Below are 20,559 nucleotides of genomic sequence, written 5' to 3'. Positions count from 1 at the left end.
CTATTTTAATTTTTCGTTGTTATGATGACGATCATGATCTCTTTTTGTTTTTAAATCCATTTTTTTATCAAAAGCTGCTTGTAAATCTACACCTGTTTGATTAGCTAAGCATAGTACTACAAAAACTACATCTGCTAATTCCTCTCCTAAGTCTTTATTTTTATCACTTTCTTTTTCTGATTGTTCTCCATAACGACGAGCAATAATACGAGCGACTTCACCTACTTCTTCAGTAAGTTGAGCCATGTTTGTTAACTCATTAAAATAACGAACTCCATGCTCTTTTATCCAATTATCAACTTCTTGTTGGGCGTTTTTAATGTTCATTTATTCTTTCTTTTTAAGTATTATTTTCTCTCCTTGTTTTTCAATCATCATTTTAAAGAAATTTTTTAATGCTCCATAATCTTTAGACGGAATGATAGAAGAATTTATTTCAAATGATACAGCTAATTGCAATGTGTTATCTTTATGAGAAATTTTATAATTGAAGTTTCCATAATTATTCTCCATCATTAAATTTGCTGCTTCTGGCACAAATTCAACTTCATATTCACTTGGGATTTTTATAGTAAAAATATAAGAATCTTTAAATGGAAAATTAAAATCAATTGGATATTTCCTATCTTCTGTATCAAATGGAGTCTCTTTTAATTGATAAAACAAAATGGGTGAAAAATAAATTTTGTTTCCAATGAATTCAACACACTTTTTATCTGTAAAACTGAATGTTTCAATGATTTTTTTATATAAATCGTTAGAATTTTCAATTTTATAATCCGTTATATTAGGTCCTGATAAAGTGTTTTCCAATATTTCTAAATAATTTTCTTTATCAATATTAAGATATTCTTCTCTAAATTCTAGTGCATAATAGTCTGAAATTTGTTTTCTAACTTTACCAGTAATTTCTCCTTGTTTATCTATTTCGCATAACATAACAATATTTGAAATAGACTTTGCTTTAGGCATTAAATTAACAATGGTAGACGATCCATTTTTTCTAATAATTCTGCCAAACCAATTTAAATCTCTCACTGGTAAAATGTCTGGTAAAGATAATTTACTGGTTCCGTCTAATAAAACCAAGTTATCTTTTAGCTCTACACCACAAATCACATAATTAAAAGCAGTTCTATTAGGAAAAACAGGAATTCCATTTGATCTTGTGCTTAATAAAATTGGATTCGCTTCAATACCTGCATATCTTAACATTGAAGTTAACATCAAATTAATTTCTGCTACGTTACCTACCTTATCTTTAAATGCCTTTTTAACTCCAATATCACATGAATAACCGTATATTTTATTCCAATTCATTATTGATTTCACATATTCAAAAATTAAAACAATCTTTTCATTTTGATCAACAACTCCTTTTAATAAAATATCTATTTCACTTTTAAAATAATCTGTTTTCAAAAGTTCATTTCCAAAATCTTCATCTTTCATAATCGCATTCACTACAGATTCCCAATCAGTGGAATAGTTTTCTATAGCTTGATTTGGCATGCTAACAGATGAAAGTTCATGATGTAAAGCTGAAATATAATTTTCTATATTATTTATATATTTTTCTTCTTTCATTGCCACAACATTTGTTAAAGAATAAGAGGTGACAAACTCTTTATATTCTACTTCATAACTCTCTCTATCAAAAGAAAAACCGCCTGGTGAATTTTTTTGGTTAGTATATCTTCCAGAAAAGACTTTAGTTTTAGTATCAGTCTCTACTAAAGGATTTAAATTTCCTTTAAATTGATTATTATAAGTAAAATATTCAGGAATAAAAGTTTGAAAAAAAGAATATTTAACTGGAATTTTGTACTGAAAGTTCCAAGTAGGAAAAATTGAATAATTTGGTGATTTAATAGTATATTTAAATTCAATTATTGAGCCTTCTTTTATATTTGGCATTGTAATTTTCTTTAATGACCAAAACTTATTATAATTCTCATCAAATTCTCCATCACTTTTTAATTTAGTCTTAATAATTTTACCATTCTCTAAATTATAAGTAACAGCTTTAGAAAAAGATACTCTTTGTTCATCTTTCCCAACAATATAATAAGGTATAGACTTAGTTGCCCATTCAAATCCTTCTTTTGAATATATCTTTATTTTTGTTTCCACCTCAGTCATGATATAAAATCCAGAATTTGTATCAAATTGAAAATATGTTTTCCCTTTTTCAAATAATACAGCGGCTTCTGCATTTGGATCATTTGGATACTTTTCTTCTTTCAACTCATCCATAGTAACTTCACCTAACTCATGTTTCTGTGCAAATGTTGAATTTGTAAAAAAAACTATTAGAAATATTTTATAAACTATAGATTTCATTTATTCTTTCTTTTTAAGTATTATTCTATCTGTTTGTTTCTCAACTATCAGTTTAAAAAAACCTTTTAAAGCAGGATAGGCTTCAGAAGAAATATAAAAACTATTTATATCAAAATTAACAATCAATTGTATATTATTATTAGCTGCAGAAACCATATACTTAAAAGTAGCATAATTATTTTCCATAGCTATATTAGCAATCTCAGGTAAATATTCTACTTCATAACCTTCTGGAATTTTTATAGAAATATTATATGCGTCTTTAAATGGAAATGAAAAATCTACAGGATATTTTCTTTGTTCTAATTTAAATGGATTTTCTTCTAATGTAAAAAACAGTAATGGTTTTACATATATTTTATTACCAATTACTTCCACATCATTTTCATGAACAAAAGAATAAGATTCAATTACAGGTTTACTTAAATCTTTTATATTCTCTACTTTATACTCTTCTACACTTAGTCCTTGGTGTTTATTTTCTAGTTTTTCTAAATAATTATCCTCAGAAATTCCTAAATAATTTTCTCTATGCACGAAAGAATTATAATCTGTCAAGACTCTTCTAAGTTTTCCTTCTACTTTTCCATCTTCTTTTATTTCACCTAAAATAATTACATTATCTTTTGAAGTTGGAACTTTCAAAAGATCAATCTCATTAGAGCTTCCTCTTTCTCTTATAATTCTTCCTGTCCAGTTTACTGCTCTTAAAGGCATTAAACCTACAACAGCATTTTTACTAGTTGCATCTAACAAAATCACATTATCTTTAACTTCTATACCAGCAACTACATAGTTATATGCAGTTCTATTTGGGAACATTGCTATACCATTTCTTCTAGTACTAAGCAAAACAGGATTTGCTTCTACTCCAGCATATCTCAACATAGCAGTAAGCATTAAATTGATCTCTGCAACATTACCAGTTTTTTCTTTGTATGCCTTTTTTACTCCAATATCTGTAATAACACCATAAGAATCATTCCATGTCATTCTGTTCTTCACAAAATTAAAAATTGCATTAATTTTTTCATTACTAGAAGTTAATCCTTCTAAAATAGCCTTCAAATCATCTTCAAAGTAAGATTTGCTATTTAATTCATTTCCAAAACCTTCATGATCATAAATGTTTTTCACTACATCATCCCAAGTTACTGCAAAGCTTTTAGGAGATTGATTTGGATAACTAATTGAAGCTAATTCATATTTTAAAATAGAAGTATAATTATCTATATTTGTAATATAACCTTCTTCTTTAAGAGACGGTACATTCTCAATTGAATAATTGTATTTTAACTCCTTAAAATTTCTAGTAGATATAGTTGATTCTTTTAAATTTATCTTTTCATAGCCAAAAATAACACTCCTATACTTGAAATATTCTGGTATATAAACATTATATTCCACATAGTTCATAGGAATATCGTCTTGGAAATACCAATCATTTAAACTTGTTATATAAGGAGAGTTTAAAGTATAAGAATATTCAATAATTGAACCTTCTTTGACTTGAGGCATTGTTATTTTTTTTACTTTAAGGTCTTTATTTATTTCTTCTTTAAATTCCCCATCTGATTTTAATTTAGTTTTTTCTACTTTACCATCAACGAGATTATAAGTTACTGCATTTTTAAAATTTAGAGTTTCATTTCTAAACCCACCGACATAATAAGGCATTGACTTATTAGCATAATTAAAACCTTCTTTTTTATAGATTTTAATTTTATACTTAACTTCCGTTATTACAGTCCAATTACCATCATTATTTAAATTAAATTCTGTTTTTCCTGTTTTAAAAAGAATTGCAGCTGATGCCGAAGAATCAATTGGGTGACGTGCTTCTTTAAGTTCGTCAATTGTTACTTCACCTAACTCGTATTTTTGTGCAAATAAATTTTGACTGAACAAAATTATTAAAGCAATTACGCACACACCTTTTAAATTCATTATATCTTCTTTGTTGTTAATACTATTTTTAAATTGTCATTTTTAGCTATCAGCTCTCTAAACTTTCTATATTGTTCGTATTGTTCTTTAGAATAGTTCCCACTTTTTATTGTCAACATTCTACTGTAAATCAGTTTTCCATTCTCTAATTTTTGAACATTTATTTTATAATTTCCAAACTTAGTATCTAATTCAACTCTTTCAGGTAAGAATTCAATCTCGTAATTATCTGGCAATTCAATTTCAATTTCATCTTCATCATAATATCCTCTTTTAATTTCAAAATCGTTTTTTCGATTCCTATATTTATCTGGGATATTCTCATTTTTATTAAAAAGATTGATTGGAAAATAAATTGAATTTCCTGCTTTATTACTATAATTAGTAGCTGTAAAGGCAAAATCTTCTGCAAATTCAATTGTATCTCTATTGTCTTTAATTACTAAATTTTTAATTTGCAAATTACTTATCCAACTAAATCTGTTTTTATAATGTTTATGTAAGTCTTTCTTATCACTTATCCTCAATAAAAAAGCTTTATTATCATACTGAATTCCTCCTGATTTAATTTGTGCCTTAGCACTTAAATTACCTTCTTCATCAATTGAATAATGACCAGAAGTTTTTTGATAACTATCAGTAGCTTTGAATCCATTTGTCTTAACAATAACACCTCCTTCAGGTTTTATCATTAATGCATATCTATCATCTGTAAAATCTCCTCCAAAAGCAAAAGGGTTCGTTTGGCTTGTACATTCTAAAAAATAATTCTTATCATTATACGGTAATGTTAGTATTACATGATTACCTTGGTAAGAAACAAAATCTTTATCTAAGTCTTTTTTATTTGAATCACCATAAATAATAGTATAATATGATTTCACACCTACATTGTCCAGTAAAACTCTTGTGTAATTTGACAATGCTTTACAATCTCCATAACCCAGTCGATCTACATCTTTTGCTAACATAGGTTTCCAACCTCCAATTCCTAATTGAATACTTACATATCTTGTTTTATCTTGAACGTATTTATATATAATTTTTGCTTTTTCAATTGGATTTTTTGCATTCTTTGTCAGTTCAGTAATCTTTTTAATAGTCTCTTGATTTAAAGTTGTATCAGTATTAATTAACTCATCATAGTAAACTTTACCAAACTCTTCCCATGAATTACCAACACCTTCCACTCCTTCTAATGAAAATTTCTCAAGACCAAAGATTACGTTAGGCACAGTTTTTTTAAAAGTTGGAGCATAATCTTCTGGTTTTTGAGCCATTAGATTTTCAACTGAAAAAATAAGTAAATTATTTTCTTCTTTTTTAATTATATTAAAGTTTTCAAAATTTTGTTCTTTATATTTGAAACCTAAACCTGAAGGATATTTAATAGTAAATTCTGATTTTTCAATGCTTTCATAATAATCATCTATAGGATACCAAGATGGCAAAAAAGCAGTATTTATACTTTCCGTTTCACTTTCATATACAATAGTAAATGGATATTGTGTAGGTGTATAATCTAAATATAAGACTCTATTGTCAGATAAAATGGAAAATCCATCAGCAACACTATGGTCTATGAAATCTTTTCTTCGTATCTTTTTTAATTCTTTACCAAATGAATCATAAATAGTGGCTTCAATTGAATTTATTTTATCCGATTTACTATAATATTCTCTTGCTTCAATATTTTTTAATCCGTATTCGTTTAATACAGTAATTGCTTTCTTGGTAGTAACTTTATATGATTTTTGAGATTGAATTATAACCTCTATTTTTTGAAATCTAACTACACTATTTGCTTTTTCTTTTAATTCTTCAGAAATCAAAAGAGAACTTAAATCTTTTTGCGAAAACACATTTAAAGTTATAAGTAATAAAAACAATATTTTTATTTTCATATTTTCTACTCTTTATTCTTTGTATCAATAATTATTGTAACTGGTCCATCGTTAACCAAAGATACTTTCATATTGGCTCCAAATTGACCTGTCTGTATTTTTTTTCCTAATTCTAATTCCATTTGTTGTACAAAACTTTCATACAAAGGAATTGCTATATCTGGCTTTGCGGCTTTAATATAACTTGGTCTATTCCCTTTTTTGGTTGCTGCATGTAGGGTAAACTGACTTACCACTATAATTTCTCCATTACTTTCTTTAACAGAAAAATTCATAATTTTATTCTCGTCGGGAAAAATTCTAAGATTTATAATTTTTGAAGCAAGCCAATGAATGTCTTCTTGATTATCATCGGGTTCGATTCCAACTAATACTAAAAGTCCGTTTAGAATGTTAGCAACATTTTCATTTTCTATTATAACAGAAGCCTCAGAAACTCTTTGAATAACTACTCTCATTAAATTAATTATGATTTTCTTGTTTCATCACTTGCTTTTCTATCTTCTGCATAATCATCTGCTCTATAGTGCTCGTCATCACCTTCTAAGATTTGCAAATAGCTTTTGTATCTTGACCAGGAAATCTCATCATTTTCTAGCGCATTTTTAACTGCACAGTGTGGTTCTTCTTTATGCAAACAATTATTAAATTTACATTGCTCTTTTAATGCAAAAAATTCTGGAAAGTAGTCTCCTATTTCTTGTCTTTCCATGTCTACAACTCCAAAACCTCTTATTCCAGGAGTATCAATAATTTGAGCACCAAATGACAAATCAAACATTTCTGCAAATGTAGTGGTGTGCTGTCCTTGTGAATGTGACTCTGATATTTGCTTCGTTTTTAAATTAAGTGAAGGCTCAATTGCATTAACTAATGTAGATTTCCCTACTCCTGAATGACCAGAAAACATTGAAACTTTATTTAACATTATTTCTTTTAATTCTTCAACTCCTTTATTCTCTTTTGCAGATACACGCAAACATTTATATCCAATATTTTCATAAGTATATTGTAGAAACAATTGTTCATCTAAAGCAACCTCATCAAAAGTATCAATCTTATTAAAAACCAAAATTGCTTCAATTCCATAAGCTTCTGCGGTAACTAAAAAACGATCGATAAAACTAGTTGTAGTTGGTGGATTATTTATTGTTACTAATAAAAAGACAATATCTATATTAGAAGCAATGATGTGGGTTTGTTTAGAAAGATTTACTGATTTTCTTACAATGTAATTTTTCCTATCATGAATTGCTGTAATTACTCCAGTAGTCTCGTCAGTAGTGTTTTCAATATCATAATCTACAATATCACCCACAGCAATTGGATTAGTGCTTTTAATTCCTTTTATGCGAAATTTACCCTTTATACGGCAATCTAGAAAGCCACCTTCATTTGTCTTAATGGTGTACCAACTACCTGTGGATTTATAAACGATTCCTGTCATTTTAAAGTTAGAAATTAGAAGTTAAAAGTCAGAAATTATTTCACGCTATTACTTCCAAAGTTGATTGTTACAAATATAGTGTTTATTAGTAAAAAATTAGCATAAAAAAAGCTACTTAAAAGCAGCTTTTTATAGAGTATTAATACAATTTCTTAATATTTATATGCTACCCCTTTTTTGATAGCTTGAGAACCACCTAAACTATTTGAACTAGCACCAACTGTAGTTTTATCAGCAGTTAACAAGATAAAAGCACAACCTTGAGCTGCAGCATCCATTTTTAATTTTTTTTCAGCTTTTTTATCACCTGTATTTCCTGTTTGGAAGTTAATTAATCCTGTTTTACCTCTTACTTCACCAGCTTTCTTTAATCCTGCTATATAACCTTTATCTTCAAGTATAACTACTTTTTCCCAATCTTTCTCACTATTAATAACAATCTTTTCAGTTACTTCTTCTTCACGTCCACTTGAACCATAAACAATTCTTTCTATTGCGTATTTTCCAATTGTGTTTTCTGCTTCTTCTCCTTCATAAACAAAAACGATTGTATATTCCTCCACTTTTTTTACTTTCCCTTCCACAACTTCTCCACTGTGTTTGTAAATCTTGTCAGACTGAGCATTTGACATAAAGCTAACTAAAAGTACAGCTAATAAAATAATTTTCTTCATTTTTTTTAAATTTAAATTAATATTTATTTTTTTGCAATAATACAATTATTATGCCAAAAAATATTCTTTAACTTTAATTATTCACCACTTTCTCTTGATGACTTATACTCTCTTGATGAATCGCTTTGAACATGTGCATTACAAAGTCATTGCTCAAACCTTTTTCTTCTCCTTCTAGAATCATTTTGCCTAGGATTTCATTCCAGCGTTTATTCTGAAGAATAGCTACGTTTTTTTCTTTTTTAAGTTCTCCAATTTTATCAGCTACTTTCATTCTATTGCCTAAAATTTCAAGCAATTTTCCATCAAATTCATCGATTTGCGCTCTCAGTTTAGCCATTTTTTGATTAAATTCACTTTCATCATCTGTAACTTTTCTGACTCTTAAATCTGTAAAAATTTGTTTTAAAGTTGTTGGTGTTACTTGCTGTGCAGCATCACTCCATGCGTTATCAGGATCAATATGCGTTTCAATAATTAACCCGTCATAATTTAAATCTAATGCTTGTTGAGACACTTCTTGAATCATGTCTCTTCTTCCTGTAATATGAGATGGATCACAAATTAATGGCAAATCTGGAAATTTATTTTGCAAGTCAATAGCTATTTGCCATTCTGGATTATTTCTATATTTTGTTTTATCATAAGTCGAAAAACCTCTGTGAATAACACCTAATTTTCTAATATTAGCATTATACAAACGCTCTAATCCACCAATCCATAAAGATAAATCTGGATTTACTGGATTTTTCAACAATACTATTTTATCGGTTCCTTCTAATGCATCTGCAACTTCTTGAACTGCAAACGGGTTTACAGTAGTTCTAGCTCCAATCCATAAAATATCTATATCATGTTCCAAAGCCAATTTCACGTGAGCTGCAGTAGCTACTTCCGTCGCCATTAAAAGGCCTGTTTCTGCTTTTGCTTTTTGTAACCATTTCAATCCAATTGCTCCCACCCCTTCAAAACCTCCTGGTCTTGTTCTTGGTTTCCAAATTCCTGCTCTAAAAATTGATACATCAGAATTTTTTAATTCGTGAGCAATTTGCAATACTTGATCTTCCGTTTCTGCGCTACATGGACCTGCTATAACTAAAGGGTGTTCTAATTTAAAGTCATCTAACCATGTTCTTAGTTCTTTCTTATTTTCCATCTTTTCTAATTGTAAATTGTATTAAAGTACATTGCATTTTGTCAATTTTACAATGTTCATTATACAGTTATTTTAATATTTGTTTTATTCTATTTGTTTCATCTAATGTTTTAAATACTTCATCAAATTTATCTTGCTCTAATAGTTCTTTAAAAGCATTCAAATTATTTATATATTCAGACAGTGATTTTACTACTTGTTCTTTGTTTTGCCTAAAAATTGGTGTCCACATTGCAGGTGAACTTTTTGCTAATCTAACTGTACTCTCAAATCCGCTACCAGCCATATCAAAAATATCTCTTTCATTTTTTTCTTCTTCAATAACTGTCTTTCCTAACATAAAAGAACTGATATGGGACAAATGCGACATATATGCTATGTGTTTATCATGTGATATTGGATCCATATATCGAATACGCATTCCTATTTCTTTAAATAACTGCAAGGCTTTCTCTTGAAATATAAACGCAGTTTTCTCTACTTCACAAATAATATTAGTACGTTCTAAAAATAAATCTCTCAATGCTGCTTCTGGACCAGAGAACTCAGTTCCTGCAATTGGATGAGCTGCAATAAAATTTCTTCTATTAGTATGATTTTTGATAGCTTCACAAATATGATTTTTAGTAGATCCAACATCAAAAACTATAGTGTTACTATTAATTTTATCTAAAACATCAACCAAAATACCTACTGTCTTATCAACTGGAACAGCAATTATTACCCAATCTGCATTATTTAATTCATCAATTGAACCTTTTACGTCTATTACTCCAAGTTCTAGTGCCTTCTCAACATGTTTTTCTTCTTTATCAATTCCATAAACAATTGCATTTGCTCTTTTAACTTTTATATCTAATGCTAATGAACCACCTATTAAACCTAGTCCAATTACTACAAATTTCTCTTTTATTCCCTCCATCAGAATCGGCTTAAAGCTTCTTTAATTTTCTCTTCTTTTACACATAATGAAAATCGCACATAACCTTCACCTTGAGAACCAAAAATTGTTCCAGGTGTTATAAAAATACTTTTTTCATATAACAGATTATTAATAAATGTTTCCGACAGAATTCCATTTGATAACTTAGCCCAAACAAACATTCCTACTTGATTTTTATTTACTTGCACTTGTAATTTGTCACATAATAAAAAAATTAACTCTCTTCGTTTTTCATAAACCTCATTCAAACCTATAAACCAATCATCTCCTAGTTTTAAAGCTTCAATAGCTCCTTTTTGAATACCAAAAAACATTCCGCTATCCATATTACTTTTTACCTTAAGTACTGACTCTATGTTTTTTGTACTTCCTATTACCATTCCTACTCTCCAACCTGCCATATTATAGGTTTTACTTAACGAATTCAATTCAATTGCAATATCTTTTGCTCCTTCTATTTGAAGTATAGACAAAGGATTTGAGTTTAAAATCGAGCTATATGGATTATCATTTACAATAAGGATATGATGTTTCTTGCCAAAAGCTATTAACTTTTCAAACAATTCTAAACTCGCTTGAGCTCCAGTTGGCATATGAGGATAACAAACCCACATTAGTTTTACATTAGATAAATCTTGTTTCTCAAGTGATTCAAAATCTGGATACCAATTATCAGATTCTTCCAAATCATATAAAATTGTCTTTGCTCCAACTAAATTTGAAACGGATTGATACGTGGGATAGCCTGGATTTGGAACTAAAACTGAATCACCTTCGTTCAAAAAAGCCATAGCTATATGCATTATTCCTTCTTTTGAACCCATTAGTGGCAAAATTTCTGTAGCAAAATCAACTGTAACATTAAAATTAGATTTGTAATACTCACAAAACCCTTTTCTTAAATCTGGCAAACCTTGATAACTTTGATACATATGGGCTGTTGGTTCAATAAGTGATTCTTGAATTGCTTCAATAACTGATTTATGTGGTGCTAAATCTGGGCTACCTATTCCCATATTAATTACAGGTTTACCATCAAAAATTAATTGATTAACCTCTTTTAATTTTTTTGAAAAGTAGTACTCTTCAACTGTATTTAATCTATTGGCTGTTGCTATCATTGTTTTCCTTGTTTGTATTCCCCTAATACTTTAAAATGAGTTGTCATAATTTCTAATAGTTTTTTTGCTTTTTCATAATGTTTATACTTTTCAAAAACTACATCAATAAAAAAGGCATATTGAAAAGGAGTTTCTATAACTGGTAATGATTGAATTTTAGTTAGATTTAACTTACAATTATTCATTACATTTAATACAGTTGCTAGACTTCCCGGAGTATCATCTAACTCAAATTTTAAAGAGGCTTTATTTATTTCATCTTTTGGAATTTCTTTATTTTTTGTTTTTACAATTACAAATCGTGTCTTATTACTTTTTATGGTATGAATTCCTACAGCCAAAATATCTAAATTATACAATTGAGCTGCAATTGGAGCCGCAACAGCCGCAATACCTTTTAATCTATTCATTTGTATTCGTTGAGCAGTTTCAGCAGTATCAATACTTTCAACTAATTTGATATGTGGGTATTTACTAAAAAAAACTTCACATTGCAATAAAGCAATAGGATGTGAATGCACTTCTTTAATATCTTCAATTTTTTGACCTTTTAAAGCCATTAAATTCATGTGAATATCTAAGTAATGTTCTCCTATTATATGCAAATTATTCTTGTCTATTAGAGCATAATTAGGCAGGATTGAACCTGCAATAGAATTTTCAATTGCCATAACAGCTTTATCTGATTTTGTCTGTAGCAGACTCTTAACAACATTATTAAATGAATCGCATTCATTCAGAATAATTGTATCTCCAAAATACTGATTAGCAACTTGGTGATGAAATGATCCTTTAATTCCCTGTATTGCAATTTTTAAATTCATAACTGTTTTAAACAAAAAAAATCCCGATTTTCATCGGGATTGTGTTGTATATTTTTAATTTATTTTAAATTAACTAATAGCATAACAATCCCTTATCTCTCTCCAGAAATAATAAAAAGAATTGTTAAAATAAAATGTAGTTACTGCTAACATTATTTGCTATGTTTTGAAGTGGCTAATATATAAAAAAAAACTTTCCAAAATACTTTTTCAAAAAAAATAATTTTAATCTAAAAAACTTTACTTTTGCTAAAACTTACATTCTTATGTCTATTGAGGTTCTAAATATCTCCAAGAATTATGGAGAACAAAAAGCACTTGACCAAATTTCTTTTTCTATAAAAAAAGGAGAAATTGTAGGTTTTCTAGGTCCAAATGGTGCAGGAAAATCAACTTTAATGAAAATTTTAACCACTTATATTTCATCTGATGAAGGAGAAGCAAAAGTGAATAATTTTGATATTAATTTAGAATCTAAATCTGTCCAAAAATCTATAGGTTATTTACCCGAACACAATCCATTATATCTTGATTTATATGTAAGAGAATATTTATCTTTTAATGCAGATGTATATAAAGTAGCCAAAACAAGAATAGAAGAAGTTATACAATTAACTGGATTAACTCCTGAAAGCAATAAAAAAATAGGTCAACTATCTAAAGGTTACAGACAACGTGTAGGTTTGGCTTGTGCATTATTACATAACCCAGAAGTATTAATTTTAGATGAACCCACAACTGGTTTGGATCCTAACCAATTAGTTGAAATAAGAGAGTTAATTAAAAACATTGGCAAAGATAAAACCGTGTTTTTATCTACTCATATCATGCAAGAAGTAGAAGCGATTTGTGACAGGGTAATCATAATTAATAAGGGAAAAATTGTTGAGGACAAAAATCTAAAAACATTAGTTAAAGAACAGACAAATCAAATTATTACTATTGAATTTGACAAAATTATTTCAAAAGAAGACTTTAATCAATTTAATAATTTAATTTCAATAGATCATATAAATGATACAGTCCTAGAATTAACATTTGAATCTAAAACTGATATGAGACCCATTCTTTTTGATTTTGCTCAAGAAAAAGGTTTGAAAATTTTACAATTAAATTTAAAGAATAGAAATTTAGAACAAATTTTTAGAGAGAAGACTTCAAAAAAATAATTTTATTTGAATTATAATCGATTTATACAATAGTTCTGACAATTTGAAAAAACGACTAATTAGTGCTTTTTCATTCTATCAAAACAAAACTCATTAAAAAAGTAAAAAACTGATTTTAAATAAAATAAAAAATTGGTTGCAACCACTAATTCAAAGTTACAACCAATTTTAAAATTTTTACGATTTAATTTAAAGAGGCAATATACTTATCTTGAAGAGCATCTAAATCGTCATAAACAATTGCTAAAGCATATTTTGACAACTCACTGTCTAAAGTTTCATTATAAATGAAATCTTCATCAGAAAAACCGTAATTAGTAATTGCTATCTTTATATAGTTAACGGCAGCAATTCTATCGTTTAATTTAAAATAGCAATTCGCTACTTCTACATATACATTTTTCAAATTTTTATTTTCAGTTTTACTTAAATACTCTTTGTAAACCTTAATTGCTTCAGAATAGTTTTCATTAGAACTTAATTCTTTAGCTTTATTTAAAAGTGGATCATTTGAATTAGCAAAATTAAATTGAAATGCTAATGAGAGAAATAAGATTAGTAAAACTTTTTTCATAATATCTTGTCCTTTATTATATTATAAAAGTATAACATAGATTTATATCTACCAAATACTTATTATGAAAATTTCGTAAAAAACAATCAAAAAATTGTATTTTGAAATAATTTTTTAACAATTTTACAGGTTTTTATTTATAATAAATGTATTTTTTTAAATAATAATTTAATACCATAAAGAGAAATAATGAAAAAATGTAAGGAATTCGCAAAAATGAAAAAAAAGTGTATTTTATCTAACAAAACTTACTTTTAATCGATAAAATACGCTTTTTATATAGTTTTAAAAAATTTCAGAAGCAATAGCTTTTATATTTTCTGCTTTTCCCATTGAATAATAATGTAATACAGGAATTCCTGAAGCAATAAGTTCTTTACTTTGCTGTAAACACCATTCTATTCCAACCTGTTTTACTGCATCATTATCTTTAGCCTTTACCACAGACATAATTAAATCATCTGGTAAATCAACCTTAAATCGATGTGGAATTAAATTTAGTTGTTTCTTAGTTGCAATTGGTTTTAAACCCGGAATTATAGGAATAGTAATTCCTGCTTTTCTACATTTTTCTACAAAATCGAAAAATTTTTTATTGTCAAAAAACATTTGTGTTATGATATAATCTGCACCATTTTTAATTTTTTGTTTTAAAAAATGCATATCACTATCAATGCTTGGCGCTTCCATGTGCTTTTCAGGATATCCAGCAACTCCAATACAAAAATTGGTGCAAGAAGAATTCTGTAAATCTTCATCAAGGTAAATTCCATTATTTAAATTTGAAATTTGTTTTACTAAATCGGAAGCATATTCATTTCCTTCTTTTTCAGGTTTAAAATAAGTCTCATTTTTCAATGCATCACCACGAAGTGCTACCACATTATCTATACCAAGAAAATCTAAGTCAATAAGTAAATTTTCGGTATCTTCTTTTGTAAAACCACCACATAAAATATGAGGAATCGCATCTACCTCATACTTATTTTGAATTCCAGCACAAATCCCAACCGTTCCAGGTCGTTTCTTTACAATTTTCTTTTGCAATAAACCACTTGGTAATTCTTTAAATTCATATTCCTCACGATGATAAGTTACATCTATAAATGGAGGATTAAATTCCATTAAAGGATCGATGCTATCAAAAATAGATTGAATATTTTGTCCTTTTAAAGGTGGCAATATTTCGAAAGAAAACAAAGGCTTTCCGTTTGCGTTTTTAATATGTTGGGTTACTTTCATAATTTATGTCTTAAAATCTTAAAGTCGAAAGTCGAAAGTCCATTATGACTTTATGACATTTGACTTTATGACTAATTTAATCTGCTATATTTGGTGCGAGCCATTTTGTGGCAACTTCTGTTGAAATTCCTCTTCTTTTGGCATAATCAATCACTTGATCTTCTTTTATTTTTCCTAATCCGAAATATTTACTAGCTGGATTAGCAAAATAATATCCTGAAACTGAAGAAGCTGGCCACATTGCCATACTTTCAGTTAAGATAACGCCTATTTCTTCTTCGACATTTAATACTTTCCAAATGGTTGGTTTTTCCAAATGATCTGGGCAAGCTGGATAACCTGGTGCAGGACGAATACCTTTATATTCTTCTTTTATCAGTTCTTGATTATTTAAATTTTCATCAGAAGCATATCCCCAAATTTCTTTTCGAACTTTTAAATGTAAATATTCAGCAAAAGCTTCTGCTAATCTATCAGCTAATGCTTTTACCATAATAGCATTATAATCATCTAACAATTTTTCATATTCAACTGCCTTTTCATCTACTCCAAATCCTGTTGTTACACAAAAACAACCTATATAATCTTGAATTCCTAAATCTTTTGGTGCGATAAAATCTGATAAAGCAATATTAGGAGCACCAGTAGTTTTTTGGGATTGTTGTCTTAAAGTTAGAAAAGTTGTTGGTTGGTGGTTGTTAATTGTTAATTCTATATCATCATCGTTTATAGAATTTGCAGGAAAAATTCCAATAATTCCTTTTGCTGTAAACCATTTTTCAGAAACAATTTGCTTTAGCATTTTTTGAGCATCACTAAACAAATTAGTTGCTTGTTCACCAACTACATCATCTGATAAAATGACTGGATATTTTCCAAACAATTGCCAAGACTGAAAAAAAGGTGTCCAATCTATAAAAGGAGTTAATTCAGCTAATTCAACTTTAATTTTCTTGGCACCAATAAAATTAGGTTTTGAAGGTTTAAAATTTTCCCAATCTAATTGTAATTTATTTTTACGTGCTTGTTCAATTGTTAGATAATTTTTATCACGACTTCTACTCAAATATCCTTCACGAAGATTATCATACTCTTCGCGAATTGCTCTTACATAATTATCTTTGGTTTCTTTTTGCAATAAGTTGCTTGCTACAGTGACTGCTCTTGAAGCATCATTAACATGAACTACAGTTTCCTTATATTCTGGAGCAATTTTCACAGCAGTATGTGCGCGAGAAGTTGTAGCACCACCAATCATAATTGGAATCTTGATGTTTAGTTTATCCATTTCTTTGGCTAAATACACCATTTCGTCTAATGATGGTGTGATTAACCCACTTAAACCTATTATATCTACATTTTCTCGAATAGCTGCTTCTATAATTTTTTCAGGTGGAACCATAACTCCTAAATCTATAATTTCGAAATTATTACATCCTAAAACAACGGCTACAATATTTTTTCCGATATCATGCACATCTCCTTTTACTGTTGCCATCAACACTTTTCCTGCACTTGATGAATTCCCTGTCTTTTCTGCTTCTATATAAGGTAAAAGGTATGCAACTGCTTTTTTCATCACACGTGCAGATTTTACCACTTGAGGTAAAAACATTTTTCCGCTTCCAAATAAATCTCCTACAACATTCATTCCTGCCATTAAATTGACTTCGATAACTTCTATAGCTCTTGTTGCATTCGCTCTAGCTTCTTCAACATCAATTTCAATGAATTCATCAATTCCTTTTACTAACGAATGCGTTAATCGTTCTTGAACTAAACCATTTCTCCATTCTGCAATTGCTTTTTCATTGGTTTTAAAATCACCTTTGAAAGTTTCTGCTAAATCTAAAAGTCGTTCTGTGGCATCTTCTCTTCTATTTAAAAGAACATCTTCAACATGTTCTAATAAAACGGGATCAATTTCATCATAAATCTCTAACATTTCTGGATTTACGATTCCCATAGTCATTCCATTTTGAATAGCATGATATAAAAATGCAGAATGCATTGCTTCACGTACTTTATCGTTTCCTCTAAATGAAAAAGAAACATTACTTACACCTCCGGAAACACCCGCATAAGGCAAATTTTCACGAATCCATTTTGTGGCTCTAAAAAAATCTAATGCGTTTAATTTATGTTCTTCCATTCCAGTGGCTACTGGAAAAATATTGGGGTCAAAAATGATATCTTCAGCTGGAAATCCAACTTTATCAACTAAAATATCATAACTTCTTTTACAAATTTCAATACGTCTTTCATAAGTATCTGCCTGACCTTCTTCATCAAATGCCATTACAATGACTGCTGCACCATATTTTTTAATCAATTTAGCATGATGAACAAAAGCATTCTCTCCTTCTTTTAAAGAAATAGAATTAACAATACCTTTACCTTGAACTACTTTTAATCCAGCTTCAATAATTTCCCATTTTGAACTATCTATCATTACAGGAACACGGGCAATATCTGGTTCGGCAGCAATTAGATTTAGAAATTTTGTCATCGCATACACTCCGTCCAACATTCCTTCATCCATATTAATATCGATGATTTGCGCACCTCCTTCTACTTGATTACGAGCAATATCCAAGGCTTCTTCATACTTTTCTTCTTTAATTAAACGAAGAAATTTACGAGAACCAGTTACATTAGTACGTTCTCCAACGTTTACAAAATTGGATTCTGGAGTTATAATTAATGGTTCTAGACCTGATAATTTTAAGTATTTTTTACACTCACCTTCTTTCATTATACTTCAACTTCTGTTTTTCTAGGTTTAAATTCTTGGGCAATATCAGCTATTAATTTTATATGTTCTGGGGTTGTTCCACAACAACCTCCTATTATATTTACTAAATTATCTTGCAAATATTCTCTAATTAATGCTTGCATTTCTTCTGGTGTTTGATCATACTGCCCAAAAGCATTTGGCAAACCCGCATTTGGATGTGCTGATATATTTAATTGAGTATTATGTGCTAATCGCTTTAAATAAGGTTTAAGTTGATCTGCACCTAAAGCGCAATTAAAACCTATACTCAACAAAGGAATATGCGAAATAGAAATTAGGAAAGCTTCAACCGTTTGACCAGATAATGTTCTACCCGATGCATCTGTAATTGTTCCAGAAACCATTATTGGAATATCTATATTTCGCTCTTCTTTGACTTCTTCTATCGCAAAAAGTGCTGCTTTTGCATTTAATGTATCAAAAATGGTTTCAACTAAAAGTACATCACAACCGCCATCAATTAAAGCTTCTACTTGTTGTTTATAAGCAATTCTTAAATCATCAAATGTAACTGCACGATAACCAGGATCATTTACATCTGGTGACATACTTGCAGTTCTGTTTGTTGGTCCTATTGAACCAGCTACAAATCTTGGCTTATCAGTAAATTCATCGGCAACTTCACGAGCAATTTTTGCAGATTCATAATTTAATTCGTAAACCAAATCTTCTAAATGATAATCAGCCATACCAATAGTTGTTCCCGAAAATGTATTTGTCTCAACAATATCAGCTCCAGCTTGAAAATACAATCGATGTACTTCTTTAACAGCTTCTGGCTGCGTTATAGAAAGCAAATCATTATTTCCTTTTAAAGGATGTGGAAAATCTTTAAAACGTTCACCACGAAAATCTTCTTCTGAAAAATTATTACGTTGCAACATAGTTCCCATTGCACCATCGAGAACTAATATTCTTTTTTGAATTTCTTCTTGAATTTTTGACATATCTCTTTTAACCTGTTATTGGTTTTAAAATATTTTCTGTTATGTTATCTAGAAAGAAGGAGTTTCTTGAGTTATCTTTTTCAAAATATTGAATAATTTCAATAAAATGAATAGAATGTAGCACCTTTCTTGGCAAGAACAAGAGGTTGCTAAGCTTTCATAGAGTCTAATCTCTCCAGCTTTCGTGATAACAAACAGTATTTTTATGAACCCTGCAAATGTATGAATGTTTTTATGAAACAGAAATATTTTCCGAATTATATTTATTACTAATTATATTTTAGATTTTAAAACCATATTCTTCTTTATTTTTAGTTTATTACAAATAAAAATAACTATTTTTCTTATTTTTTTTCCAAGATTTCTCTAAATGACCAAACGTTGTTTTTTTGACTTTATGTGTTTAGCTATTTTAATAATATCCGATAAAACGCCTCTTGCAGTAACTTTTTTTCCAGCACCAGCGCCTTGAATAACAATAGGAATATCACCATACGATTCGGTAAAAATTTCTATCAAATTATCAGCTCCTTTTAATTGACCTAAAGCAGAATTCTCTGAAACAGAAACCAATTTTACTTCTAATTTATTATTTACAGCGTCTAATTCTCCAATGTATCGTAAAACGCTATTTGCTGGTTGGGTTATTTTAGCAATTTCATATTCTTTATCAAATAATTCTTTGCTTATGGAATAATTTCGTTTCGACAAAGCATCGATTTTTTCAGTAGTTAAAGAAGTTATTTTCACATCTTTAAATTCATTTTTCAAATCTAGTTCTCTAGACAAAATCAACAATTTTCTAGCCACATCACTTCCTGATAAATCTTCTCTAGAATCAGGCTCGGTTAAACCTAATTTTTCAGCATCGACAAGAATTTTTGAAAAAGTAGTATTTTCATTACCAAATCGATTAAAAATATAGCTTATTGTTCCAGAAAAGACACCTCTAATTTTGGTGATTTTTTCACCAGCATGATTCAAATCTTGAATTGTATTTATCACTGGCAAACCAGCACCAACATTAGTTTCATATAAAAATTGTTTGTCATTTTGTTCCAATACTCTTCTTAATTCTTTATAAAAATCGAGATGTAATGTATTTGCTTTTTTGTTTGCTGCAACTATGTCGAAATTATTTTGAATAAATGATATATAGTTTTTAACAATCTCATCATTTGCAGTAACATCAATGGCTATAACATTTTCCAATTGATATTGGTAAACATAATTAAAAATATCTTCTACTGTATAACTTTGGCTTAAAGCCTGAAATTCATCTAGCCAATTTAACAACAAAGGTTTATTTGTAAAAAGAGCTTTTTTAGAATTCGTTATAACTGGAATTCTTAAATCCACTTGAAATTTTTCTTTAAAAAAAGCCTGTTTTTCTATGATTTGATTAATCAATGTGCTTCCTACATTTCCAATTCCGAAAACGATGATATTTATTGTAGTACTCATTTAATTC

17 protein-coding genes and 1 riboswitch are annotated in these 20,559 nt (G+C 28.7%); of the genes, 1 reads left to right on the top strand and 16 read right to left on the bottom strand.

All coding sequences use genetic code 11. The features are described from left to right. From ACULEV_RS01350 to ACULEV_RS01300, 11 genes are all read right to left on the bottom strand, one after another. Complete coding sequence (locus ACULEV_RS01350; protein WP_445456899.1) at positions 1–327, bottom strand: nucleotide pyrophosphohydrolase; 327 nt, start codon at positions 325–327, stop codon at positions 1–3. Continuing rightward, entirely contained in the window at positions 328–2,343 is a 2,016-nt protein-coding gene (locus ACULEV_RS01345; RefSeq protein ID WP_445456898.1) for a DUF3857 domain-containing protein, read from the bottom strand. After that, positions 2,344–4,290: a DUF3857 domain-containing protein gene (locus ACULEV_RS01340; protein ID WP_445456897.1), complete on the bottom strand. Its 1,947-nt coding sequence runs from the start codon at positions 4,288–4,290 to the stop codon at positions 2,344–2,346. Then, a complete protein-coding gene (locus ACULEV_RS01335; RefSeq protein WP_445456896.1) occupies positions 4,290–6,194 on the bottom strand; it encodes a DUF3857 domain-containing protein in 1,905 nt (634 codons plus the stop codon). Before ACULEV_RS01335 ends, ACULEV_RS01340 begins: the two co-directional genes overlap by 1 nt. A gap of 5 nt (positions 6,195–6,199) precedes the next feature. Continuing rightward, complete coding sequence (dtd, locus tag ACULEV_RS01330) at positions 6,200–6,652, bottom strand: D-aminoacyl-tRNA deacylase (RefSeq protein WP_445456895.1); 453 nt, start codon at positions 6,650–6,652, stop codon at positions 6,200–6,202. An 8-nt stretch (positions 6,653–6,660) separates the two neighbouring features. Further along, a complete protein-coding gene (gene rsgA / locus ACULEV_RS01325; protein ID WP_445456894.1) occupies positions 6,661–7,641 on the bottom strand; it encodes a ribosome small subunit-dependent GTPase A in 981 nt (326 codons plus the stop codon). A 152-nt stretch (positions 7,642–7,793) separates the two neighbouring features. Further along, complete coding sequence (locus tag ACULEV_RS01320; protein WP_445456893.1) at positions 7,794–8,315, bottom strand: hypothetical protein; 522 nt, start codon at positions 8,313–8,315, stop codon at positions 7,794–7,796. A gap of 73 nt (positions 8,316–8,388) precedes the next feature. Continuing rightward, on the bottom strand, positions 8,389–9,471 hold the full coding sequence (locus tag ACULEV_RS01315) for a chorismate mutase (RefSeq protein ID WP_445456892.1): 1,083 nt from the start codon (positions 9,469–9,471) through the stop codon (positions 8,389–8,391). A 67-nt stretch (positions 9,472–9,538) separates the two neighbouring features. Continuing rightward, entirely contained in the window at positions 9,539–10,393 is an 855-nt protein-coding gene (locus tag ACULEV_RS01310; RefSeq protein ID WP_445456891.1) for a prephenate dehydrogenase, read from the bottom strand. Beyond that, the gene (locus ACULEV_RS01305) at positions 10,393–11,535 is read right to left on the bottom strand and encodes a pyridoxal phosphate-dependent aminotransferase (protein WP_445456890.1); all 1,143 of its coding nucleotides are present in this window, start codon (positions 11,533–11,535) and stop codon (positions 10,393–10,395) included. The genes ACULEV_RS01310 and ACULEV_RS01305 overlap by 1 nt, the downstream gene beginning before the upstream one ends. Further along, the gene (locus tag ACULEV_RS01300; RefSeq protein ID WP_445456889.1) at positions 11,532–12,359 is read right to left on the bottom strand and encodes a prephenate dehydratase; all 828 of its coding nucleotides are present in this window, start codon (positions 12,357–12,359) and stop codon (positions 11,532–11,534) included. The genes ACULEV_RS01305 and ACULEV_RS01300 overlap by 4 nt, the downstream gene beginning before the upstream one ends. Before the next feature lie 266 nt (positions 12,360–12,625). On the opposite strand from ACULEV_RS01300, the gene gldA reads away from it, so the two are divergent. Beyond that, positions 12,626–13,528: a gliding motility-associated ABC transporter ATP-binding subunit GldA gene (gene gldA / locus ACULEV_RS01295; protein WP_445456888.1), complete on the top strand. Its 903-nt coding sequence runs from the start codon at positions 12,626–12,628 to the stop codon at positions 13,526–13,528. Between the two features lie 184 nt (positions 13,529–13,712). Here gldA and ACULEV_RS01290 read toward each other — a convergent pair whose 3' ends face one another. The 5 genes from ACULEV_RS01290 to ACULEV_RS01270 form a co-directional block, all read right to left on the bottom strand. Next, positions 13,713–14,102, bottom strand: a complete 390-nt coding sequence (locus tag ACULEV_RS01290; protein WP_445456887.1) for a hypothetical protein — start codon at positions 14,100–14,102, stop codon at positions 13,713–13,715. 285 nt (positions 14,103–14,387) lie between these two features. Continuing rightward, complete coding sequence (gene metF / locus ACULEV_RS01285) at positions 14,388–15,344, bottom strand: methylenetetrahydrofolate reductase [NAD(P)H] (RefSeq protein WP_445456886.1); 957 nt, start codon at positions 15,342–15,344, stop codon at positions 14,388–14,390. Between the two features lie 76 nt (positions 15,345–15,420). Then, positions 15,421–18,099: a methionine synthase gene (metH, locus tag ACULEV_RS01280; protein ID WP_445456885.1), complete on the bottom strand. Its 2,679-nt coding sequence runs from the start codon at positions 18,097–18,099 to the stop codon at positions 15,421–15,423. Further along, a complete protein-coding gene (locus tag ACULEV_RS01275) occupies positions 18,099–19,088 on the bottom strand; it encodes a homocysteine S-methyltransferase family protein (protein ID WP_445456884.1) in 990 nt (329 codons plus the stop codon). The genes metH and ACULEV_RS01275 overlap by 1 nt, the downstream gene beginning before the upstream one ends. Positions 19,089–19,156: 68 nt before the next feature. Next, positions 19,157–19,282: riboswitch (SAM riboswitch) on the bottom strand. A 172-nt stretch (positions 19,283–19,454) separates the two neighbouring features. Continuing rightward, positions 19,455–20,552, bottom strand: a complete 1,098-nt coding sequence (locus ACULEV_RS01270; protein WP_445456883.1) for an aspartate kinase — start codon at positions 20,550–20,552, stop codon at positions 19,455–19,457. Between the last annotated feature and the right edge of the window lie 7 nt (positions 20,553–20,559).

Source organism: Flavobacterium sp. HNIBRBA15423, from assembly GCF_052655965.1.
The sequence above is the reverse complement of the archived record's forward strand: the minus strand, read 5'-3'. Positions and strand labels throughout refer to the sequence as shown.

Bases quoted from the DNA above. Each gene is read 5' to 3' on its own strand.
- dtd (WP_445456895.1), bottom strand. From the start codon at position 6,652: ATGAGAGTAGTTATTCAAAGAGTTTCTGAGGCTTCTGTTATAATAGAA.
- ACULEV_RS01345 (WP_445456898.1), bottom strand. From the start codon at position 2,343: ATGAAATCTATAGTTTATAAAATATTTCTAATAGTTTTTTTTACAAAT.
- ACULEV_RS01275 (WP_445456884.1), bottom strand. From the start codon at position 19,088: ATGTCAAAAATTCAAGAAGAAATTCAAAAAAGAATATTAGTTCTCGAT.
- ACULEV_RS01315 (WP_445456892.1), bottom strand. From the start codon at position 9,471: ATGGAAAATAAGAAAGAACTAAGAACATGGTTAGATGACTTTAAATTA.
- rsgA (WP_445456894.1), bottom strand. From the start codon at position 7,641: ATGACAGGAATCGTTTATAAATCCACAGGTAGTTGGTACACCATTAAG.
- ACULEV_RS01340 (WP_445456897.1), bottom strand. From the start codon at position 4,290: ATGAATTTAAAAGGTGTGTGCGTAATTGCTTTAATAATTTTGTTCAGT.
- gldA (WP_445456888.1), top strand. From the start codon at position 12,626: ATGTCTATTGAGGTTCTAAATATCTCCAAGAATTATGGAGAACAAAAA.
- ACULEV_RS01310 (WP_445456891.1), bottom strand. From the start codon at position 10,393: ATGGAGGGAATAAAAGAGAAATTTGTAGTAATTGGACTAGGTTTAATA.
- metF (WP_445456886.1), bottom strand. From the start codon at position 15,344: ATGAAAGTAACCCAACATATTAAAAACGCAAACGGAAAGCCTTTGTTT.
- ACULEV_RS01305 (WP_445456890.1), bottom strand. From the start codon at position 11,535: ATGATAGCAACAGCCAATAGATTAAATACAGTTGAAGAGTACTACTTT.
- ACULEV_RS01350 (WP_445456899.1), bottom strand. From the start codon at position 327: ATGAACATTAAAAACGCCCAACAAGAAGTTGATAATTGGATAAAAGAG.
- ACULEV_RS01320 (WP_445456893.1), bottom strand. From the start codon at position 8,315: ATGAAGAAAATTATTTTATTAGCTGTACTTTTAGTTAGCTTTATGTCA.
- metH (WP_445456885.1), bottom strand. From the start codon at position 18,099: ATGAAAGAAGGTGAGTGTAAAAAATACTTAAAATTATCAGGTCTAGAA.
- ACULEV_RS01335 (WP_445456896.1), bottom strand. From the start codon at position 6,194: ATGAAAATAAAAATATTGTTTTTATTACTTATAACTTTAAATGTGTTT.
- ACULEV_RS01290 (WP_445456887.1), bottom strand. From the start codon at position 14,102: ATGAAAAAAGTTTTACTAATCTTATTTCTCTCATTAGCATTTCAATTT.
- ACULEV_RS01300 (WP_445456889.1), bottom strand. From the start codon at position 12,359: ATGAATTTAAAAATTGCAATACAGGGAATTAAAGGATCATTTCATCAC.
- ACULEV_RS01270 (WP_445456883.1), bottom strand. From the start codon at position 20,552: ATGAGTACTACAATAAATATCATCGTTTTCGGAATTGGAAATGTAGGA.